Source organism: Brevibacterium sediminis (genome assembly GCF_024895295.1).
GTDB classification, from domain to species: domain Bacteria; phylum Actinomycetota; class Actinomycetes; order Actinomycetales; family Brevibacteriaceae; genus Brevibacterium; species Brevibacterium sediminis.
Genome location: NZ_JAHQRN010000002.1, coordinates 486,470 through 506,103, shown reverse-complemented (window position 1 = coordinate 506,103; position 19,634 = coordinate 486,470). Strand labels below are relative to the sequence as shown.

Genomic DNA, 19,634 nt, shown 5'->3' with positions numbered 1-19,634 from the left:
GCGGATGCGTAGTAAAGCGGGCGTCGCACACCCTCCCCTGGGACTGGATATTGCGCGTTCTCCCCCTCGGTCGGAAGCTTCACTCAACGCTGGGCACAGCAGTCGCCGGCTGTGGCGCAGGCAGAGCATAAAGATCCGGTGACACCGGCTCACCTGGGGACCGTGCCGTCTGGACCTCAGCGCTCTTGAGATTCTCCAGGAGCTGCTTGATCTTGCCATGAGCATCGATCAATCGTGCTTCGTGGACCTTCAGGTCGTCCTCGTGTGCTGAGCTTTCCGCCGTATCCACAGCGGCCGAGAACGCTTCCAATCCGGTCGAGCACATACTGGCCACCCGTTCCAGCTCATACCGGTAAACACTCAATGCAGATGAGAGCTTGTGCTTATCCGTGGCCTCACGACGCACTCGCTCCACCGCCGCTGCAGTTCTTTCCTCGATCTGACTCGTAATCTTCTTCGCCTCGTCGCCCAGTCTTTGCGACCGTCCCATCCGTGCACTCTGAGGGTGCGCGGTCGCTTCGGATTCCGCCTCGTTCGTCGCCGTCTCGGGCACGCTGGACAGTCGTTGCCCTGTCTCTGTGTACTCGACGGTCTCCGATTCGCTCACGGTCACGCCCGATCGTGTCGGTGTCACCGCGACCCTCGTCACTGAGTATTCGGCCTCGGTTCCGTTTCCATTCGCCTCTGGTCCCGGCTCACGCTTCTTGCGGTCCTCAGCCTCTTGCATCTCCTTGATTTTCGCGTCGATGTCAGTCAATTTGGCCTTGGCCTCTGCTAGCTCGTCGGCATGTTTGAACGGCTTGCCCAGCTGCTCATCGGCGGCCTCTAGAGTCTGCTGGGCCTCGTTCTGGTTCGCCACCAGCCGGTCTCTGACCTTATCCAGGCCCGTGACCTTGTTCTCCAGCAGTTGCGCGACATTCCGCGGTGCTGAACTCTGCGGATCCAGTATGGCGTCGAATTCGATCTCCACCTGCACTGATTCAGGCAGCGCCCCGGTGTCTTCCAAGGTCAGGAGGACTTTTCGACCCGTCGCGTAGTCGTGTCGGAAGTCGACGTTGACGAAGAAACCACCAATCTCGATGCGGTTGCCCTCTCCATTGATCAAACCGCCCTCGGGCCGAGTGAACCCCTTGATGTGCGAGTAGATCGCTTCCGACGCATCCCCACGATTGTCATATTCGACACCGGCGACCCGTGCTCGGAAACGATCACCCTGCGTGTCGATTCGCCGCGTCAGCGCCTCTTCGACCGCAGGCAGGATGCGCGTGATCTGCCCGAGCCGCTGCTCAGCCGAACTCCTGCGGAACTTCAACGCAGCCTGCGCCTTGTCATGACCGCGTGCACGCCGCGACAGCTTCTGCACCGTCACATCGACTTCGGTGCGTTCGACCAGTAACGGGTTTCCGGAGGATCCAGCCATCATCTGCTGCGCATCCAAGGCCAGGTCGCCGGGATCTTCGAGCTCCCTGACATCGAGCCGGCCCCGCATCACCTGAGCGATCGCGGTGGCCTTTCGCCCGATGATGTCCCAGGACGTGCTGTCGAACGTGTTCTCCGTCGCGTACCGGTAGATCTGGACTTCACTGTTCTCGTTGCCCTGCCGCAGTATCCGTCCCTCACGCTGTTCAAGCTGGTCGGGTCGCCACGGACAATCAACATGGTGCATCGCCACCGCACGATTCTGGATGTTGGCTCCGGTGCCCATTTTCTGGCTGGACCCGATGAGCACGTCGACGCGGCCCTCGCGGGCATCCCGGAACAGGTTCGCCCGCTTCTCATCATCCTTCGCCTCGTGGATGAACCGGATCCGCGACCGATCCATCCCGTGCTTGGCCACCAGATCAGACTTCATCTGATCGTAGGCATTCCACTCATCATCGGTCGGGGTCGACGAGTCACAGAACACCAACTGCAGCCCACCCTTGTTCTCCGAGACATCAGGTGTGCCGGGAACCAGGTATTCGTTGTCGCGGTTCTCTCGCCAGATCGACGCGATTCGGCGAGTGACGTAGTTGAGCTTCACATCACCGCTGAACTCGAGACCGACCATGCGAGGGTCCAATGCCACCTGTCTGCCGTCGTTGTACACGGTCAGGTGGTTGTCCTCGCCTTTCTCTGGCCGACCCGACAGCTTATCCAAGCGACCTTCGAGGTACTCCATGTACTGTGCGTGAGCCTCGGTGCGAGGGATCACGACCATCTCGGGACGGCGGTCACCATTGGAGTTGACCACCTGTTCGGGCACCGGCAGGTTCAGATCCTCGGCACGCTTAACATCGGCGAACTGTTGCCATGACGCCAGCATTTCGGGGACGTTCTTGAACTTCGCGAACCGAGTCCGCTGCTTCAACCGACCCGCAGCGTCACGTTCGACTCGGGTCACCGTCTCACCGAACGTTGACCCCCACTGGTCGAACGCGCGCACTCCGGCCTCTTCCAACAGATCAGGACGCAGATACCGTGTCATCACGTGGGCTTCACTGATGCTGTTGGCAATCGGGGTGCCCGTAGCCATCGTGACCACCCGCTCACCATAGGTGTCCCGCAGATAGCTGATCTTCAGCTCCATGTCGGTGGCCTTCTCGGATCCTTCGATGAAAGCACCGGCAATCGAGGTGGGCGTGTGCAGATTCTTGAACTCGTGGGCCTCATCAACTGTCAGGTAGTCAATCCCCGTGGCCTCGAACGTCAGGTTCGTCTCGTCAGCGGCGGCGAGAATCTTCTCCAACCGGGCTTCCTGCTTCTTCTTCGCGTTCTCGATCTGCTTGACCGTGCGGTTCGTTTCGCTCTCCGTCGACGCTTCCATGGCCGCTTTGGCTTCGTCGAGCTCGGCGGTGATGTCACGGAAGTAGCTCTTCGCGGTCTCCGGTTTCACTCCCAGCATCTTGAACGACGAGTGCGTCATGATGATGCCGTCCCAGTCGCCAGTGGCCGCCTTGGCCACGAATTCCCGGCGCCCAGCCAGACTGCCTTTCTTCACTGCCAGATCATCACTTCCGGCAGCAAGCAGCCGCGCGTTGGGGTACATCTCCTGCCACTCGCGGGTGAACTGTTCGAGCATGTGGCCGGGAATCAGCACGGCAGGCTTGGTGACCAGACCGCGCCGTTTCAGCTCCATCATCCCCATCACAGCGGCCCCGGTCTTGCCCGCACCCACGACATGGAATAGGCCAACTGCCGGTTCGGCGATCATCCTCGCCACCGCTGTGCGCTGATGCGGTTTCGGTACCCAGTCATCGACCAGGCCGGGGAAGGTCAGTCGCTCGGCCTCTGGGGTGTAATCACGGGGCACGAGTGTGTTGAAGCGGCGGTTGTAATCGGCACTGAGGCGTTCGGCTCGCGCAGGATCGGCAAACACCCAGTCCTCGAACCGCTCGGCGAGTTCCTCGGCTTTCGCTCGTGCCGCCTCGGTCTCGGTCGGGTTGAGGACACGGGTCTTATCCTCCATCGTGTCCATGACCTGAATCTCCGCACCGATGAGCAGGTGGCGGTAGATGTCATAGACGGGCATTCTCGATGTGCCCCACTCCGTGGTGGCCTGCACCGACTGGCGTGCACCGGCCTCTCCGAACTTCACATCCCAATAGCCTGCGCCGGCCTTATGCACACTCGCCCACCGGTCCCCGGCGATCTCTTGCAAGAACTCCTCATGATCGGACGCCGGAATCCACACCGCCCCGATAGTCGGGGTGATGTCCTCAACGGGAATATCCTCCGGGATCACCGACTTCAATGCATCCACGTTGACCGTGTACCGGTCATCGTTCTCCGCCGCACGCTCGGCCTCAGCTAGTTTCCTGCGCACGTTGCCGGACAGGTATTGCGCCCGCGTTGCCAGGTCTCCGGTGGTCGGGTCGTCGAACACGAGATCGGCGAGCTCTTCGCGAGCGGTGGCTTCGTCTGTGCCCAGCAGATTCGCGATCCTGCCGATCTCGGCCTTGCCCTTGGCGTCCAGGCACAGCCCGAGGGCTTCTTCTGCCGTGTCCGCACCCAGCAGGGGCCGGTTCTGCTCGACGGTGCGCTGGTGCAGAATGTCTGCCACGACCGCCTCTCCGGTCTCGTCGTTGTAGGTTTCCAAGGCTTTCGTCAGTGACCACAACGGATCATCGCGCATGACCTGTGCCGGTTTCGGGTCTTTCCGAACCTGCACCCGAATCTTTTCTTTCTCCCCGGTGTCGTCGTTGTCAACTGTCACCGTCTGCCACTTCGTTCCGTGCCGATTAATTGGACCGAACTTCGCGACGTGCTTTTCCCACACGGCCCGTGTGTCTTCGCGAAGTGCGACTAGTTCCTCAGTATCGACCGGAGTGGCCACCTGTCCCTCGATGAGGGCACCGGCACGGTCTCGAAGATCCATGAGTGACCGAACCTCGGCCATGGCGTTCTTCGGCACCTTTACGTCCACGTTCTCGCCGTCGACGACGCGCGCGAAATGACCTGGTTCTGTCTCGACGATCGTTCCCGGCCATTGGCCCTCAGCCAGTTCGACGGGAGCTTCACGCTCTCGCTCAGCCAGCACCTCCGGCGTGGGAGCCACGTACCCGCGACCGCGTTCGTTGGCTGCATCGACGATTTCGGTCAGCCGTTGCCGCAGCAGTTCCGGTACTTGCTCCAGGCTTTCGGCACGCACGTTGATCTTCGATTCCCGGAACGTGCTCGCCTCCCGCTCGTCCAGGATGTTCTCTGGGTGGTCGTGGAAATACCGATTCATCAGGGGCCGTGCACCGGCCTCTCCGAGGTCCGTCGGCTGCGTCTTCACCCACCGCAGAGTCTCCGGTGTGGGTTCTTCACCGGGCAGGCGTTTGCGGAACACGAGCACATCGGTGACCACTTCGGTGCCCGCAGTACGGCGGTGTGCCCCAGTCGGCAATCGCACCGCGCCCAGGAAGTCGGCCTCGCGCCCGATCTCTGCCCTGAACGCTGGATTCTTCGCATCCATGGTGTAGGCCGACGTCATCATCACCGCAACACCACCGTTGTGGAGGCCACCGACGGCTTTGCGGATGAAGTGATTGTGGATGGAGAATCGTTCGCCCGGATTCCACGACGGGTCGAAGACGGGAAAGTTGCCGAACGGGACGTTGGCAATCGCGGCATCGAATTGGTTTGGCCGAATCAGGGTCTTGCCGAACGATTCATTGCGCACATCGGCGTGCGGATACAGATACGATGCGATCTGCGCTGACAGTGGGTCGAGTTCAACTCCGACCATGTTCATTGACTCTGGTGCCGAGCCAATGAAGTTACCGGATCCACACCCTGGTTCGAGGACACGGCCCTCGGTGACTCCCAGACGCTCCAGCGATGACCACATTTCGGCCACGATGGCAGGCGAGGTGAAGTGCGCGTTGAGCGTCGTTGCCCGTGCCGCTTCCCACTCATCGTCGGTCAGCACCTGCCGAAGCTGGTCACGCTCGCTCGACCAGTTCTCTTTCGCTTCGTCGAACACATCGGCCACGGCACCCCACGATGACCACCCGGCCAGGACTTCATGATCCTGACCGGTCACCGTCCGACCGGACTCGGTCAACTCACGTACACGCTCAATCGCGGCCAGATTCGCCTGAAACCGTGCCTTCGGCCCCGAGGGCACATACTCTTTGTCCCGGTCAACCACGAACCTCGGCCCAGCAGTGTCCGGTGTCGTGTCCGCCTCTGTCCGGTCATGACCGGTGTCCGTGACCGGACGAACATCGTCGCCGGTCACGGACACCACCTCGATATTGTCCGACTCGAGGAAGTCGGTCAGTCTCAGTCGTCCAGTGGACTGCCGCTCTCGTCGACTTCCGGTGGATACCGGTCGAGAACGACCTCCTGCCACGCGATCTCCTCGGCCTGCCGCCGATTCGCCCGACTCTTCCCGATCAGCAGCAACGGATTCGCCCGCTCTTCCGCGCTCGGCTGCACGCCCTCCGGCTCCAGATCCGCGATCACCTGGCTGCGCCGGCTCACGTACTCGTCGAACATCGCCGAATAGTGTTCCGTCGGGTTCTGGGTCGCTGCTGCCCTGCTCGGCGCGAACCTCTCCACGTACTCCCGAATCCTCTGGCCCTCGGCCATATTCCTCACCTGCTCCTGCACTCTCAGCTCGTGGCTCCGACACGAGTTCCTGTTTGACACTAAGCACCGGTTGTTCCGATGCATCATCCGAAAAAATGAGGTCAAACAGACCCTCAGCGTCGTCAAACTCTTTTTTCGCCATTCTGCCTTACCTCACAGATTAGAACATACATACGATTACGTCAATAGTGGACGCACTTGCCCTCGGAGGCCTGATGCGCCCTCGGTCTATCCGGTCCCTGTCGGACTCACACAGTGCTCCTCGCGGTCACCGTTCAAGGCCGGTGTCCGGCCCCTGACCGGTCACCGAGTGACCGGTCATCATGTCCAGGCTTGGCCCGGTCGAGGTGGCTGCTGGTGTCCGGTCACGACCGATGTGTTCGTCCCAGGCTCGCGTTTGGCTGACCCCGGTTGCCCGATCAACGGTCATCATTCGCGCCGCGAGCTGACCGGTCGGAGACTCGGGTTCGTTCATGAGGGCACTTGATTGTTCGAACCGTGTCCGCGCACGTGTGGACAGATCAGCGTCGTTGGACACTGCACTCCACGCCTCGGACACGAGCCGTAACCGGTCATACTTCTGACCGGACTCACCGAGATCGATCGTGCACGCCCTATTTTGCTGTTCGTAGGCCTCCCAGTACCGGTTCAGGGCGGTCTCGACCTGGGGTGCTTCGGCCGTCGGTGTCCAGGACATCAACGCCGCCTCACGACTCGCCGCCTTTGTCACGTACATGCTCTGACTGTCCTCAAGCTGTTTGACCGTCTGAGCCGGGAGTTCAGCCTGCATTGCCCGTCTCACGATAGCCCAGTCCTGGCCCCCCGTGACGGGATCCTTGGCCGCAACGAGAGCATCGGCGTAGCGTTCCATGACTGTCGCCTCTGCTGGTGCCTGCTCGGCCAACTTCGTCGCCGCCAGTTCTGCGTCTTTCGCTTGACCACTCAGGAGCTTCTGCATGTCCTCCATGTACTCAATCTGGGACTCAGGTGACTGATCCACTCGTTGTCCCAACTGCCTCACGACGCGAACTCGCAGACCCATCCGGTCGCGGATCTCAGCAATATCGGTATTGGCCATGACCGTTCACTTCCACATCTCAAACGTCGACGTCTGTTCGAACTCGACTGTGGGCGGTTCCACCCCGTACATGCTCTGCGGGTCTGCGGCCTTCTCGACCATCCACTTCTGCAGGCTCAGGCCCTCGCCCTCTTCCCTGGCCTGATCAGCCATTGCAAGAGCAGGCATGGCGGGAAGCCCAATCGCTGTTGAGTAGTCATGCGCTCGGGCACTGTTGACTCCGCGGTCATCCACGATGGATCGTTCGACCGATGACAATTTCCGCCACCGGTCACTCAGGTTCTTTTGCTCCCTGCTGATTACGTCATAGCAAGCCATCGCTAATCCTTGCCCCCTCAGGGTGGGAGTGCGAGGTAGATGACGTCGATCGACCATTTCGTCCCAATCGAGGCGATCCCGCTCCTGGGCTGTGTCGATATAGCGGTGGATCCGCTTGATCATCCCGTCCTGGTCGGGATACCAGTTCACTGGATCTCTCGGAGTCAATCGCAGTGCCGCCTCGACGCTGGACTGCTCGGTGAGCCTGCCAGCTTTCGTCGCGAGAATCTCCCGGTCCTGATGAGGGAATCGTTCGCTCAGACTCCGCCGCAGGCACGCCATGAATGGTGTCGTCCGGCGCGCTGCTCGCTCCAGGGCCAACGAGTACGCGGTCAAAGCGGCAGCTCTGCTCGCGGCAACCTGTCTGTTCGCCTCGAACAACTCGCGAAGTGAATCAGGCGTGGACTCCCGGTCTCTCGTTTCGTGGAAGTCTCTAGCCGCTGCCGTGTACTTTTTCGTCGCGAGCTCCACGTGCTCACGAGTCATAGCGATTTCACGTTTGATGTACCGCTCAGCCTCGGCACGGCGCGTCGGATCTTCCGCCATGGTCTGCCCATGGACAAGAGCGTCAACGACACGTCGCCGAAGCAGCACTACGGCCTCATCAGCTTCAACCAGGTCCTGGGGACCACTCTCAGCCTCTTGATGGTTTCGATACACGTCTTGTTCGTCTTCCCACCACTGCGAGGCTTCGTCGCGCCCCGGCACCCGCACTGTTCTGTCCGCGTTCCGAGCGTCCGCGATCGCGTCCTCGACCACTCTTTCGATGACTTCGGGTGACACTTCCCCATGGCCGGTATCTAGATGTGCTTCCATCGCATAAATCAGGACCCCGTCGTTTTCGAGCCGGTCGAGGTCGCCATACGCGTAACCGACGGCATCGAGACCGAAGATCCTGGGACTCTCGTGCTCTCCGGCGTCTCGTCCTTGGCGACGCAACTGCTGTTCATAGTCGGCAAGTTCACTCCAGCGTTCCCATCGCAACGCGACATCATCCGGCGTATTCCCTGCCACGCCCAAACGCATCGCCGTTCCGGGAGGCGCAGCCGCTAGTTCTGCGTGCAATTGTTCTAGCTCAATGAAGTTCATGGTCATCCTCTTTCTCGTGTTGTCTCAGGCACTCAGACGGGCAAAACCGCCGATTGTGGGGGTATCACTGGTGTCTGCCACTGGGAGAACTCCTTGGTCGAAACGGCGTGCCATCACCTCGCAGTAGCGTTCGTTGATCTCGATGCCAATTCCTTTTCGTCCGAGCATCCGTGCCGCCGCCAGCGTCGTTCCTGACCCGACGAACGGGTCGAGGATCGTCTCTCCGGGGTCAGTGAACTGTGACAGAAGTGTGTGCATGAGTTCCTGAGGTTTCTGAGTGGTGTGGAGCCGCGCCCCGGTGCGGCCACGGTCGAGCACGATTGGGAACGACCACACAGCGTGCTTGCCTCCGCCGTTCCACCTCTTCCGACCTTTCGGGTGAGCGATAGTGATTGCCTCGAAGCCGGATGCGGGACGGTCCCCGGAGAACTGTGGTGTCGCTCCGAGCTTCACCCATGCCCCTGTACGCACGTAATCCAGTCCGGCCCCTGTCAGGTCAGATCGCCAGAGGTGGTCAGATTCAACGTCGGAGAACACGAGCACCCACCGCTCGGCCAGACGGGCGAACTCGGCAGCGCACCAGCGTCTGAGGTCTTCGTCAAGATGGTCGAAACCCAGATCAACGGTGCGACGTACATCGGCACCGTAGCGGCCTCCGCGGTCTTTGGCTGCTCTCATCCGACCAGAACGCGCATTCGAGTGAATGTGCTCGCCATAAGGTGGGTCCGTGATGATGTGCTCGGCTTTTGAAACCTGCGGCAAGATTTCACTGCAGTCGCCGTGGTAGATCACCACGTGCTCGTCCTCGTAGTAGGGATCCATATTCGATCACCGATCCAGGTCCGCACCGGCAGCGGACGGGGTCGGTGGAGGAACTAAGTGCGCCGCCACCGACGGGGCCGGGACGCTGTTGTGCATCGTCACGGGCTTGGCTGAGTTGAGCGCACCGACGACGACACTGCACTGATACGCCACCCGCTCCGAGGCGGTCCGCTCGTCGGCCACCTCCTGTGCAGCTTCTCCGCCGTCGCGGCCGTAATCGTCGCCGCTCTGGATAAACTCAATGCGTTCTTCCGCCTCATAGACAGTTCTGAACTGCACGTCTTCAGCTCGCTCTCGCAGCTCGACGCGCTGCTGTGCGCTGACGGTCACGTCGACGTCGTTCTCGCCCTCGATCACGGCGTGGTCGAACGCCGGCCCCATAGACTCCCGGCTCGCTTCCCACACCGGACGGGGCAGCTTGAATCGCACGTCAGCGTGCTGTTGAACAGACTCGTTCGGAGGTGGGAACGAATCAATCTCGACCGGGACACCATTGCGCAACGCCCACCAATCACTCGTCGGCGCAGGGGCATTCTCATTGGGTACCTCGACGAATTCTTCTTGCTCGAGGTCCGCACCCTCAGGAACGCCCACCGATACCAAGCGAGTTTGAGTATCCCTCCAGTACTCGTGACTGGAATACACCTCGTACTTGGTATCCTCATTGAGATCAGTTCGACGGCAGCTGGGCTTGAGTCGTTCCGCAATCTGCTGACGCAAGAGGTGACCGGCCGCCACCGGTTCATCGAGAGGCAGATTTTCCGACGGTGGCCGATCCGCAGCCGACCATGCCGCAACATCAGCGTCCTGGGCCTCCAAACGTTGAAGACCCTGCCCATCAGCGGCCGTCCAGCTCTCTGGATTCGGTGGCATGCACGAGACCGTCGCCTCCAGGCTGGCTTGCTGCATCACGCCCCACTCGCGGGTTTGCCGCAGATCCGGCATACGCTCAGGGCTCACGACCTCTGCTGTTGTCACTGACATTCCGGCCAACCATGGCCGCGAATCGCTCTCAGCGGCCGTGATCGCAGCCTGGAAGGCTTTCAAGTGTGCGGCACGCGCTGCCGTTTCCCGATGCCCTTCCGTGTCTCCAGCGAGCTGCAGCACGGTGCTGGATTCCTCATAGATACGAATGGCACGGGACATTCCCGCTGCTGACACGGCCTCAGTCAGCCGGTACCGCAGTTCGTCGTCGATGAGGAATCGGTCTCGTGCGGGACGCTTCATCAAGTCTTCGTGCGCATTCGCGAGGCGGATGACCACTTCCCTTCGCATCCGACTGACTACCGCGTCGGCTTCAGCGAGCCGTTCTTTATGCAGATCGCTGCCCGGCGTGGAGCCCGGTTCGAAGGCATCAACCATGTCCGTTCACCGTCCCAGACCGGCATCCGGTGCGTGATCCGGTGGCGGAGGGGGTGAGTACTGCTGGTGGACTGGCTGGCCGCGGTCGGCGAACTGCTGTGAATGTTGTGGGTACGGGTCCGGGTTCTGCCCCCATGTAGGCGAGGCCTCGTGCTCGGTCCCCGGGCCGTTCATATTCTGATTCACGTCCTGCTGGGTGTCCCGTCCCTCGGCAACACCGCCGCGACCCTGTGGTTCGTGCATGTAGCTGGCCGAAATATCGTGGCCGAAGATCTTGTGTCCGATCCGCTGATTGCCGTGCGAATCAATGTAGGGCTTCGCAACGTAATTGCCTTCGACGGTGACGCGCTGACCGCTTTCGAGTGAGGCAAGAACGTTGTCACGTAGCTTCGGTTGGTCGACAGTGACCTCGTACCGAGTGGCCTTTGCGTCTTTCCACTCCTGCGTTTCCGGATCCTTATACCGTTTGTTCTCGACTACGGGAAACGCAGCGAACTGCTTGCCCTCCGGGGTGGTAATCAGTTCGGGGTCGGCAGCAACATATGCTTTGATGGTTCTCTTCTCGGCCATCGTGGTCACTCTCCTTAATCGTGAGACCGCATTCATTGCGACTCACCAGGAGTACCCACCAGCCGGTATGTCTCTTCGAGTGACAAACATTTCCACCCGAAACACCGTAAACACACTGAAAGCGGTGACCTGGGCAATCAGGCCACCGCTTTCCCTCGCTCAAACCCGTTGGGTCACGGGATTCACCCACGGCCCGGTCCCACCGCGAATAGCGCACGAGCCTTCCGACCCATTTCGCGGATCCACCCTGAGCTCTCTGGGATTGTATGGGCCTCGTCGAGGTCGAGGATGACTGCCGACTCGCATTCCTCTTCACCGTGCGGCCCCTCATGCCCCTTTCGAAGGCCGCACAGCGTCGGCACGAACGCGATCTCGTCGCCATCCGCATCTGCAATCACAGAATGGAACACCTTGAAACATTGCATTTCCTCCAACGCACACCGAGCCTCGGAGACTTCCACTTCTGCCTGTCGAGCGGCGTCAACCGCCAGGTGCAACTCACGTGCCGCTTTTGCAAATTCGGTCTCTGTCACCATGATTTCTTCCTTCCTCGTACTCTCGTTGCTCGTTCACACCCACCGAGGCAGGCCCTTGCCCATCCAGAACAACTCATCCGTCTGAACACCAGCGGACGCATCGATCGCGGCCACGTGAGCATCCAATGCAGCTCTGAAGCTCTCGTAACGGTCCTGCGGGTAGTTCGCCAACGGGGTTTTGCGTTTCCAGCCATCGGAGTACTCAAAGATCCAGCAGATCTCGTTCCCGTCGAGGTCCTCGACCATCCAAGATCCACCGTCTTCGTCAGCAACCTGGATTGCAGTGCGATAACACGTACCAAGCTGGCGCTCGAACGCTTCTCTTTGTTTCACCGTGGTCCCCCTTTCGACTCGGTCTCTCAACCGCTCACAGGTCCGCAGGCGGCTTCTCTGTTCTCGTCTTCTTCGGTTTCACTTAACGAGCTGCCCCAGCGTGGATCCCAGAAACCGTCCAACGGATACTGACCAAACTCGTCGACAACTTCGGCGACTTCGCAGAACCGTGACTCTTCCCATTCCCTCCGCTCCGCAGCCTCCATCGACTCCAAGATCCCGTCCAGCTCTCTTTCTCGGCAGGCTTCGTCAATGTCAGCGGCGACTTCCGGACGCTCCAACCGTTCGACCGCGCTCCATGTTTCCAACAATCGCATGGCCGCCTTCTCGGCAGCGCCAGCTGCCGACACCCATTCGGCGACCGCGACCGCGAACTCCTCAGACGGGTCCTCTTCCAGATAGAACCGTGCATCGTGATTCCCTTCATGACCTTCCGGCCTCCCACACCACAGCACAGGCCACCCGGGCCGGAAAACTTCAGACCTCCATGAGAACCGGCACTGCAGCCGTCCCAACGCCTCCTGCGCCCGACCAGCTCGGGCGTGGGCGAGATCAAACTCATCGCTGGCTCGGTCATTCGCAGCCTCAGTCGCCGCGAGTTCACTTTTTGTCACCATGACTTCTCCCTTCCCTCACAAATCCGCCGGCGGCTGATCTTCGTCTTCACCGTCGTCATCGAATCCGGTCCATGGACCGTCCTGGGAATCAGCTTTCTCCCACACAAGTTCGACGACCTCGGGTACCTGGTTCACCGTCGTCGTCAACACGGCATCCGACCCACCAGGCACACCATCACCAGTGAGGACAGCCGCTGAATCCCTGCGAGCCGTTCGCCTCGCTCCAGCACCTCCGAGGTTCGACTCGCTGACGATCTCCCCGTTGTCATCGACAACACGCACTCGCACGTAAGTCGCCTCTCCTGCAGCATCGGGCCGATCCATTGTCTTCGTCTCTATGCGAGTGAACACTGTCTGCTCCCACAGGTCTTCGTCATAATCACGTTTCACCAGCTCGGGTTCGTGATGCTTTCCCTCCCCGCACCCGCCGAGCTCGTCAACACAGGCACGCAGTCGCACGATCATGGCCTGCAACTGGGGCAACCACATCCACATCGGGTTCACCGTCGGAGCGCCCTCTTCCCAGGCCTTCCATTCCAGGTTCATAGCTGCATGGAGTTCGGCAACGATTTCTGAGTGCCGGAACCAGCAGGGAGGGATCACTGCCTTGGTGATCTTGAATTCCGCGATCAGCCAATCCACCCAACGGCGCAGGCCCACCCATGCTTCTTGTTGAAGTTCGACCGGGATCTCCCGCCACCGGATCCCCAACCATGCTGGGTACGCGGTCTCTTCAGCCAATCCCATCAGCCCTGGGTCGACGTAGGACGAGGTCTGGGTACTGCCATAGACCTGTTCCGGGTCCGTGATCTTCGCTAACAGAGCATCGAGGTCACTAGGATCCACATCGTCTTCAGGTTCCGGTGTGGTGTCGGACTCATCAGCCATTGGTCCGTCCCTTCTTGTGATACTTCCGTGCCTTGACTGACACTGCCTCGGCTAAGCGGCGCACCATTGCTCCGATGACCTTTGCAGAACGGCCTTCCCCTGTTTCGTCCTTCATCAGCTCGTGTGCTGTTGAATGACACAGATCCGAGCACAACCAGTACCCAGCTCCACCTGATGTGACCGAGGCCGAGCACTCCATCGCGGTGTCGTAGTCCACGCTGATCGAATGCCATTCGAGTTCAGCGAAACGTCCGCACACCTCACATAACATCGGCTTCGCAGCACTGCTCGCACTCATCGTGGACCCTCCGATTGTTGAATCTACTGTCATCTCTTTTCCCCTCTCGAACGGAGGTGAGCAACGATCACGAGCGTTGCCCGTCGCCGATCCCATCCGTAAAAGTCTCGTTTCCGGTCCATCAGCCGGTGCACCGCTTGGTGATGCCCCCGACATAACGGCATCAGATCCTCGTCGGCCTCGCGCGCCGTCCAAGAACCATCAGCATTCTCGATCACACCCTCATACGACACGTGGTGCAGATCGAGACTTCCTGCATCCTCGAGCCGAACACCACACACCTGGCAAGCTGGCTCCAATCCCGCATCACGACGATCGCGGAACCACCGGCGCCGTCTCCAATGCCACTGCTGGGACCACAGATACCCCGCCTGGTAGGCGTTCGACCCTGTCCGCGTCAGGCTGAGCCGACTCATCACTCATCACCCGCATCAGAACATCGTCACGGATGGCGGCTCAGGCTTGTTATCCGGCCCACCGTCCTCTGCTCGCGGCCGTGTCTTCACCTGCGCCTCAGAGACTTCCGTGTTGGCCTCGACGACTTCGCCTTCAACCGTCTCTGCCGTTGTTGCCGTGGCCAGATGGTGTTCCCACCGGTCGTGCTCGCTGTCTTCGAGCAGCGACTGAGCGTAGAGCTTCTTCGTCATGTTGATCTCAGCGGCGTACTTCGACTTCCAATACGGGGTCAGGTGCATGAGCATCGGACGCTTATTGCGGAAGAACACGACCGACCATCCGAACGGCAGTCGACGCAGCTCCGAGACTTCGAAGACTTTCTTCTCATGCAATTGTTCCGAGACCGTCGTTCCGTCGTTCTGCCGAGTCCGAGACGCCCTGAGTACTTCACGATTTCCCGCCAGCGTCGACAGCACCTCCAAGTCCTGAGTGTTCGAGGCTCCGCCTAGCTGGATTTTCACTGTTGCCGCGTCGAATAGTGCTGACGCCGCTTGTTCGCCCCAGGAGTTGCGCACCTGTGCCATGGACTGGAACACGGCCATGACGCAGATTCCGACGCCTCCGCCGTCGGCCATGAGGGGGACAAGCCCGTCCCAGGCTTTGGTGATGTTAGCGATCTCATCGAGCACGAGAGCCATTGGAGGATCGAGTCTGTTTCCTTCGCGTTTGGCTGCGATTTCTCGTCCACGTTCGGTGATGGCATCCATCATCGCCACGAGGAACGCACCGGCTGACGAACCACCGGTTTTCGTTCCCATGATGTAGAGGGTGCCCGAGTTCTCAATGAACTCGTCGATGTTGAATTCTTCTTCCTTGCCTTTCGGGTTCATGACCTCGCGAACGGCACCGACGCTGAGGCCACTGACCGCGTTGGCGACGCCGAACCACTTGTTCGTCCGCATCTTCGGGTCTGACTCGATTTCGGATTCGAGGCTCGCTGCCCAGCCGATTTCGGCCATTCCCATGGCTTCGTATTCGCGCAGGATCTTCACGGCGTCTTTCGCGCCTGCCGGGGACGTGCCCCACCGCATCAGGGGGTCGACGCCAGCCCCGTCCAGGGCACAGGCATGGAGCAGGGACTGCATGATCGTCACTGCGGCGGGTTTCCACTCTGAGTTCGATGAGTCGTCGTTCAGACCGGTTGCAGAGATCAACGAGGTTGCTCTCTGGCTCGCGACGATTCCTCTTTCGCACCCGGTGATCGGAGACCATTTCAAGCTTGTCGGCTTTCCGGTCAATCCCTGCGGGTCGAACAGTGTCACGGGGCCTTTGCGAGCACGAATGCTTGCCGTCATCGAGTAGTTGTCCGCACGAGATGACGTTGTGATCACTGGGCCAGGCACGTCGATGATGGCCTTCACGAGGACGTTGACGCCTTTACCTGACCGTGGTGGGCCGATAAAGCAGATTGATTCTTCCAATGCAATCCAGGACTGGATGCCTTCACTTCGTCCGAATTCGATGTTGCCGAGTTCGGGAGCGATTTTCGCTAGCCCCACTGCTCGCAGTGTTTTCGCCTGGACCGATTTGTCGACCATTGTCGGTCTGACGTTCTTGACGGCCTTACCCGCCGCACGTGGGCCGACCGCTCTGCTCACCTCACGGCGTTTGGCGACACCGCGGCGTTCGCGCAGCTTCTTGATGAAATACCCATCCGACTCGAGATAGTCCCGATATTTCACGATTCCGAAGAGCACTCCCCCGCTGACGATGAGTAGGGCGATCACCCACACGGTGCCGATAGCTGCGGTCGACGCTGTGCACCCTGTCGCGGTGGTGCCAAATGCGGACGCATCGCCCGAGTTGAAGAATGAGAACACGTCGAAGATCCCTGACGGTGTTGCCCACGCCCCGCAGGCGAAGCGGTTGACCATCATGGCCAGCCCGGTAAGCAACGCCAGAATCCCGACGCACCCGGCGACGATGTAGAGAATGATGTCGCCTTTCGACGACACCATCATCTGGTTATCGCGTTCCTGGAACAGTCCCATTATGCGACGTCCCTCCCTGCTCCTGGTGCCGCCCAGTCAGTGAATCGGTGATCGCCGACCGGCACGAACGCATCATCTTCACCGGTATCTCCGGAAGCCCGCAACCGTTGGTCGGTATCGAACAGTGGTTCCTCTTCGTCCGTGAGGTCGTTGCTGACGTGGAACGTTTTCTGCCCCATCCGCCACAGTCCGGTGCCTTTGGGCAAGGTCTTCAGGATCTGGCGCTCTTTGTCGTTGAGCTCCAGCTCTTCCGTCGTTGACCGCAGTGCTGCCGCGTCCTGACGGTAGATGACCTTGATATCCGCGTCCGCCAGCAACGACTTCGCCATTGCAGCCATTTGGGATCCTTGATCACCGGCCATGTTCAAGTCTGAGACCTTGTGGAGGATGAGAATGTTGAAGATGCCGTAATCGCGAGCGAGCTTCCAGTTCTCGACCATCCGCTCGAGGTCGGCCCGAGAGGTGACTGCATCCCATCCCTCTTCATAAACGACGAGGCGTTGACCGGCGTCTGGGTTCGTCACCATCGCTTCGATCCAGGTGCCACAGCACGCCGACGCTACACGCCGTCCAGTCTGCGTGGCTCCTCGCAGGGCCGCAGTGTCGATCGACACCGCTGGGACAGCATCGTCGAAGGTCACCGTTGACAATCCGTCGAACATGCCTCCGACGTCGCCGGTGATCATCCGCTCCAGCGACATCACGAGATCCTCGCAGGCACTAGCAATTTTGCCCGGTGCACTCTTCTGCGCCACCTTCAACGCGTCGATCACGTCGGGGATGATCATCATTCGGCCAGCACGTTCGGCAATCTCTAAAGCACCTTCGACTCCTTCCTGCAGCGCATTATTCTCTGCTGGGGTGAGGTCGTCTTGCCCGGTGAGGATCTTCACGATCGTTGTGAGGATCGAGAGACGACGAGTCCGGACCATCATCTTCCATCCCTCGTCCGAAAGAGGGTTGCCCATGCGGTCAATTGACGGACGCACTCCCTCTTCGAGGGGATTGAGGCGAGTTGGGAGGCCGGGACCGATCTGAATGACTTTGCCCTTGAGGCGGTGAATCACTTCGGTCCACTCGCCCTTGAGGTCACTGGCGACAGCGAGCTTCTTCCCAAACTGCACCAGACGAGTCGTCCATGACTTCGCCAGCGACGACTTTCCCGTTCCCACCGTGCCGAACAGCAGCATCGCCATTCCCGAGATGATGCCACGCCGGTACAGATCCCACGGGTCCGCGCAGAACAGCCCACCGCCGTAGAGGTCTTCACCAATCGGCGGCCCCGACGCTCCCAGGTTCGGACCGGCACAGTAAGGGTATGCTGTGGCCGCAGTGTGACCGGCGACTTTCACTCCCCCATCGGTAAGCATCCTCGCCCCGCGTCCCGAATTCTGCCGCGGTTGGCCACCGGAAGACCACCGACGTTTCGGAAAGCCTGCATTGAGGTCTTTCTTCGGCTGTGCCTCAGCCAACTGTCGTTGCGCCTCGAGGCCCAGGGTACGCACTGCCCTGGCCTGTTCCTTACGGGTCCTCTTGTCCCCGTCGATGAACGCGAAAACATGCTGCTTTTTAGCCATTACACACTCAACCTGCCCAAAGGAGTTGCCGATGCCATGAACGCACTGTCTTGCTGGCCGTACATCACTCGAACTTCACAGTTCGCGCGAGCAGCCGAGGTCTTCAACTGGGAGATGTTGGCGTCCATCTCTTCTTCCGAGAACGCCGAAACCGTGATGAGGATCGTCATCTTCAACGCCGCGTGCCCCCGCACGAGTTCCTCTTCCTCCTGGTCTAGGTCCTCGATCTGGCGGTCGTTGCGTCGGGTCTTCTGCTTGCCCAGCTTCTGCCGGATCGTATCGTTCGTACCCCAGGTCGCCCTGGACCGTTCGTTCGTCTTCAGCGCCTTACCAATATCGCGGGGCTTCATGTACACGCTGACCGTGTGCCTGAAGTCACCGGAGAAGATGAACCCGGAGAGGAACCCCAACTGTGCCTGAGACCGAGGGAATTCCGAGATCTTAAATGTCCGATGCAGGGCATCCTCGGATGAGAACGTCGCCAACGAGTCTTTGGCGTACATGGGACCTGCCGCTGACACGTTCACACCGTCGTCGCCACGCTCTGAGATCTCGACCGATGACGCTGGGTCGAACGCTGATCGCACCAGTGCTGCCAACGACCGGGGAGAATGCCACCGAACCACTTCTGTTCCCGACTCTGGCAGAGCCGATTCGATGGCTCCCATAGCCACCAGAGCGGTTTCCATGAAGCCTCGGATTCCTCGTCCTGAGGAGTGAATGCGTTTCGCCAGTTTTGTCTGGCTCAGAACGATGGACATCCACATTCCGTGGACCGGCTGTCCCTCAGCCGCCGAGAGCATGTCGACCAAGGACTGGTGCAAGAACGGATCGATTCCCTCACCGGCTTGGTGGACCTTCTCCCCCGTATCGGGATCCTCGACGACTTGAGCGTTGTTGATTTCGTGGTCGTAGTGGTCGAGGACGGCAGCACCAGAGACGATCGTGGTCTGGTCCGACATCTGCACTCTCACAACCCCGTCGATACCGGCGATCGTTGCTTCTGCTTCTGCCCATGCACGCAAGCGTGCTTCTTGGTTGTCGAACGATTCGAGACCAAAGGCTTTATGCGTCGAGATTTGGGCGACGACGACGCCTTCTTTCGCCGTCGGGTCATAGGCGAACGCTGCTCCCCCTGGCATCTGGTACACCAGCAGTTCACCGAACTCACCGGGCAGCGTCAGCCGACCCGGCTTCAGCGGAGCGATGCGCCCCTTCTTATCGCGAGGTGTGTCCTCACTGCGCTTCGGTGGGTCAATGACATCGAGTTCCGGGAGCAACTGAACACCCTCGTCACCGATAGCGACGTCAATACCTTCTTCTTCTGGCATGAACTCGTTCTGCCCGGTGCGTTTCCGACTCCAGGACGACAGGAACACTTGCACCCATTTGATGAATGACTTGCCGAAGACCCGAGGAATGCCGAGTCCGCCGAACACTGCGACTGCTCCCGCCGCTGCCAAGGTTCCACCGGGGAATCCTCCCGTAATGACGAAGACCACGGCGAGGACCATTCCGATTCCGAGGAACAGCACCTGAGGGAAGTCGAGTCCGAAGACAATTCCGGTCGATTCCTCGCGCCCGAACCGGGCACCGTCCCATTCGCTTTCTTCACTGTTGAGTGTTTGCATACTCATCG

General features: G+C 60.2%; 14 protein-coding genes. All 14 read right to left on the bottom strand.

Annotated features, from left to right (window positions below):
- Window positions 1-79 precede the first annotated feature (79 nt).
- A complete protein-coding gene (locus KTJ89_RS06690; protein ID WP_259357156.1) occupies window positions 80-5,707 on the bottom strand; it encodes a helicase-like domain-containing protein in 5,628 nt (1,875 codons plus the stop codon).
- 44 nt (window positions 5,708-5,751) lie between these two features.
- Window positions 5,752-6,060 (bottom strand): hypothetical protein, encoded by a 309-nt coding sequence (locus tag KTJ89_RS06685; RefSeq protein ID WP_259357155.1) that lies wholly within the window; start codon window positions 6,058-6,060, stop codon window positions 5,752-5,754.
- Window positions 6,061-6,328: 268 nt separating this feature from the next.
- Window positions 6,329-7,018, bottom strand: coding sequence for a hypothetical protein (locus tag KTJ89_RS06680; protein ID WP_259357154.1), 690 nt, complete (start codon window positions 7,016-7,018; stop codon window positions 6,329-6,331).
- Between the two features lie 126 nt (window positions 7,019-7,144).
- Window positions 7,145-8,545 (bottom strand): hypothetical protein, encoded by a 1,401-nt coding sequence (locus tag KTJ89_RS06675; RefSeq protein ID WP_259357153.1) that lies wholly within the window; start codon window positions 8,543-8,545, stop codon window positions 7,145-7,147.
- A 24-nt stretch (window positions 8,546-8,569) separates the two neighbouring features.
- Window positions 8,570-9,223: a DNA-methyltransferase gene (locus KTJ89_RS06670; protein WP_259357152.1), complete on the bottom strand. Its 654-nt coding sequence runs from the start codon at window positions 9,221-9,223 to the stop codon at window positions 8,570-8,572.
- Window positions 9,224-9,373: 150 nt separating this feature from the next.
- The gene (locus KTJ89_RS06665) at window positions 9,374-10,729 is read right to left on the bottom strand and encodes a hypothetical protein (protein ID WP_259357151.1); all 1,356 of its coding nucleotides are present in this window, start codon (window positions 10,727-10,729) and stop codon (window positions 9,374-9,376) included.
- A 6-nt stretch (window positions 10,730-10,735) separates the two neighbouring features.
- Entirely contained in the window at window positions 10,736-11,299 is a 564-nt protein-coding gene (locus tag KTJ89_RS06660; RefSeq protein WP_259357150.1) for a single-stranded DNA-binding protein, read from the bottom strand.
- A gap of 182 nt (window positions 11,300-11,481) precedes the next feature.
- Window positions 11,482-11,835 carry a hypothetical protein gene (locus tag KTJ89_RS06655; RefSeq protein ID WP_259357149.1) on the bottom strand — a complete coding sequence of 118 codons (354 nt, stop codon included), beginning with the start codon at window positions 11,833-11,835 and terminating at the stop codon, window positions 11,482-11,484.
- A gap of 33 nt (window positions 11,836-11,868) precedes the next feature.
- Entirely contained in the window at window positions 11,869-12,081 is a 213-nt protein-coding gene (locus KTJ89_RS06650; protein ID WP_259357148.1) for a hypothetical protein, read from the bottom strand.
- A gap of 113 nt (window positions 12,082-12,194) precedes the next feature.
- Window positions 12,195-12,785 (bottom strand): hypothetical protein, encoded by a 591-nt coding sequence (locus tag KTJ89_RS06645; RefSeq protein ID WP_259357147.1) that lies wholly within the window; start codon window positions 12,783-12,785, stop codon window positions 12,195-12,197.
- 15 nt (window positions 12,786-12,800) lie between these two features.
- Window positions 12,801-13,673: a hypothetical protein gene (locus KTJ89_RS06640; RefSeq protein ID WP_259357146.1), complete on the bottom strand. Its 873-nt coding sequence runs from the start codon at window positions 13,671-13,673 to the stop codon at window positions 12,801-12,803.
- Between the two features lie 729 nt (window positions 13,674-14,402).
- A complete protein-coding gene (locus tag KTJ89_RS06635) occupies window positions 14,403-16,418 on the bottom strand; it encodes a type IV secretory system conjugative DNA transfer family protein (protein ID WP_259357145.1) in 2,016 nt (671 codons plus the stop codon).
- Window positions 16,418-17,995 (bottom strand): putative type IV secretion/conjugal transfer ATPase, encoded by a 1,578-nt coding sequence (locus tag KTJ89_RS06630; protein ID WP_259357144.1) that lies wholly within the window; start codon window positions 17,993-17,995, stop codon window positions 16,418-16,420. Before KTJ89_RS06630 ends, KTJ89_RS06635 begins: the two co-directional genes overlap by 1 nt.
- Complete coding sequence (locus KTJ89_RS06625; protein ID WP_259357143.1) at window positions 17,995-19,632, bottom strand: SCO6880 family protein; 1,638 nt, start codon at window positions 19,630-19,632, stop codon at window positions 17,995-17,997. Before KTJ89_RS06625 ends, KTJ89_RS06630 begins: the two co-directional genes overlap by 1 nt.
- Between the last annotated feature and the right edge of the window lie 2 nt (window positions 19,633-19,634).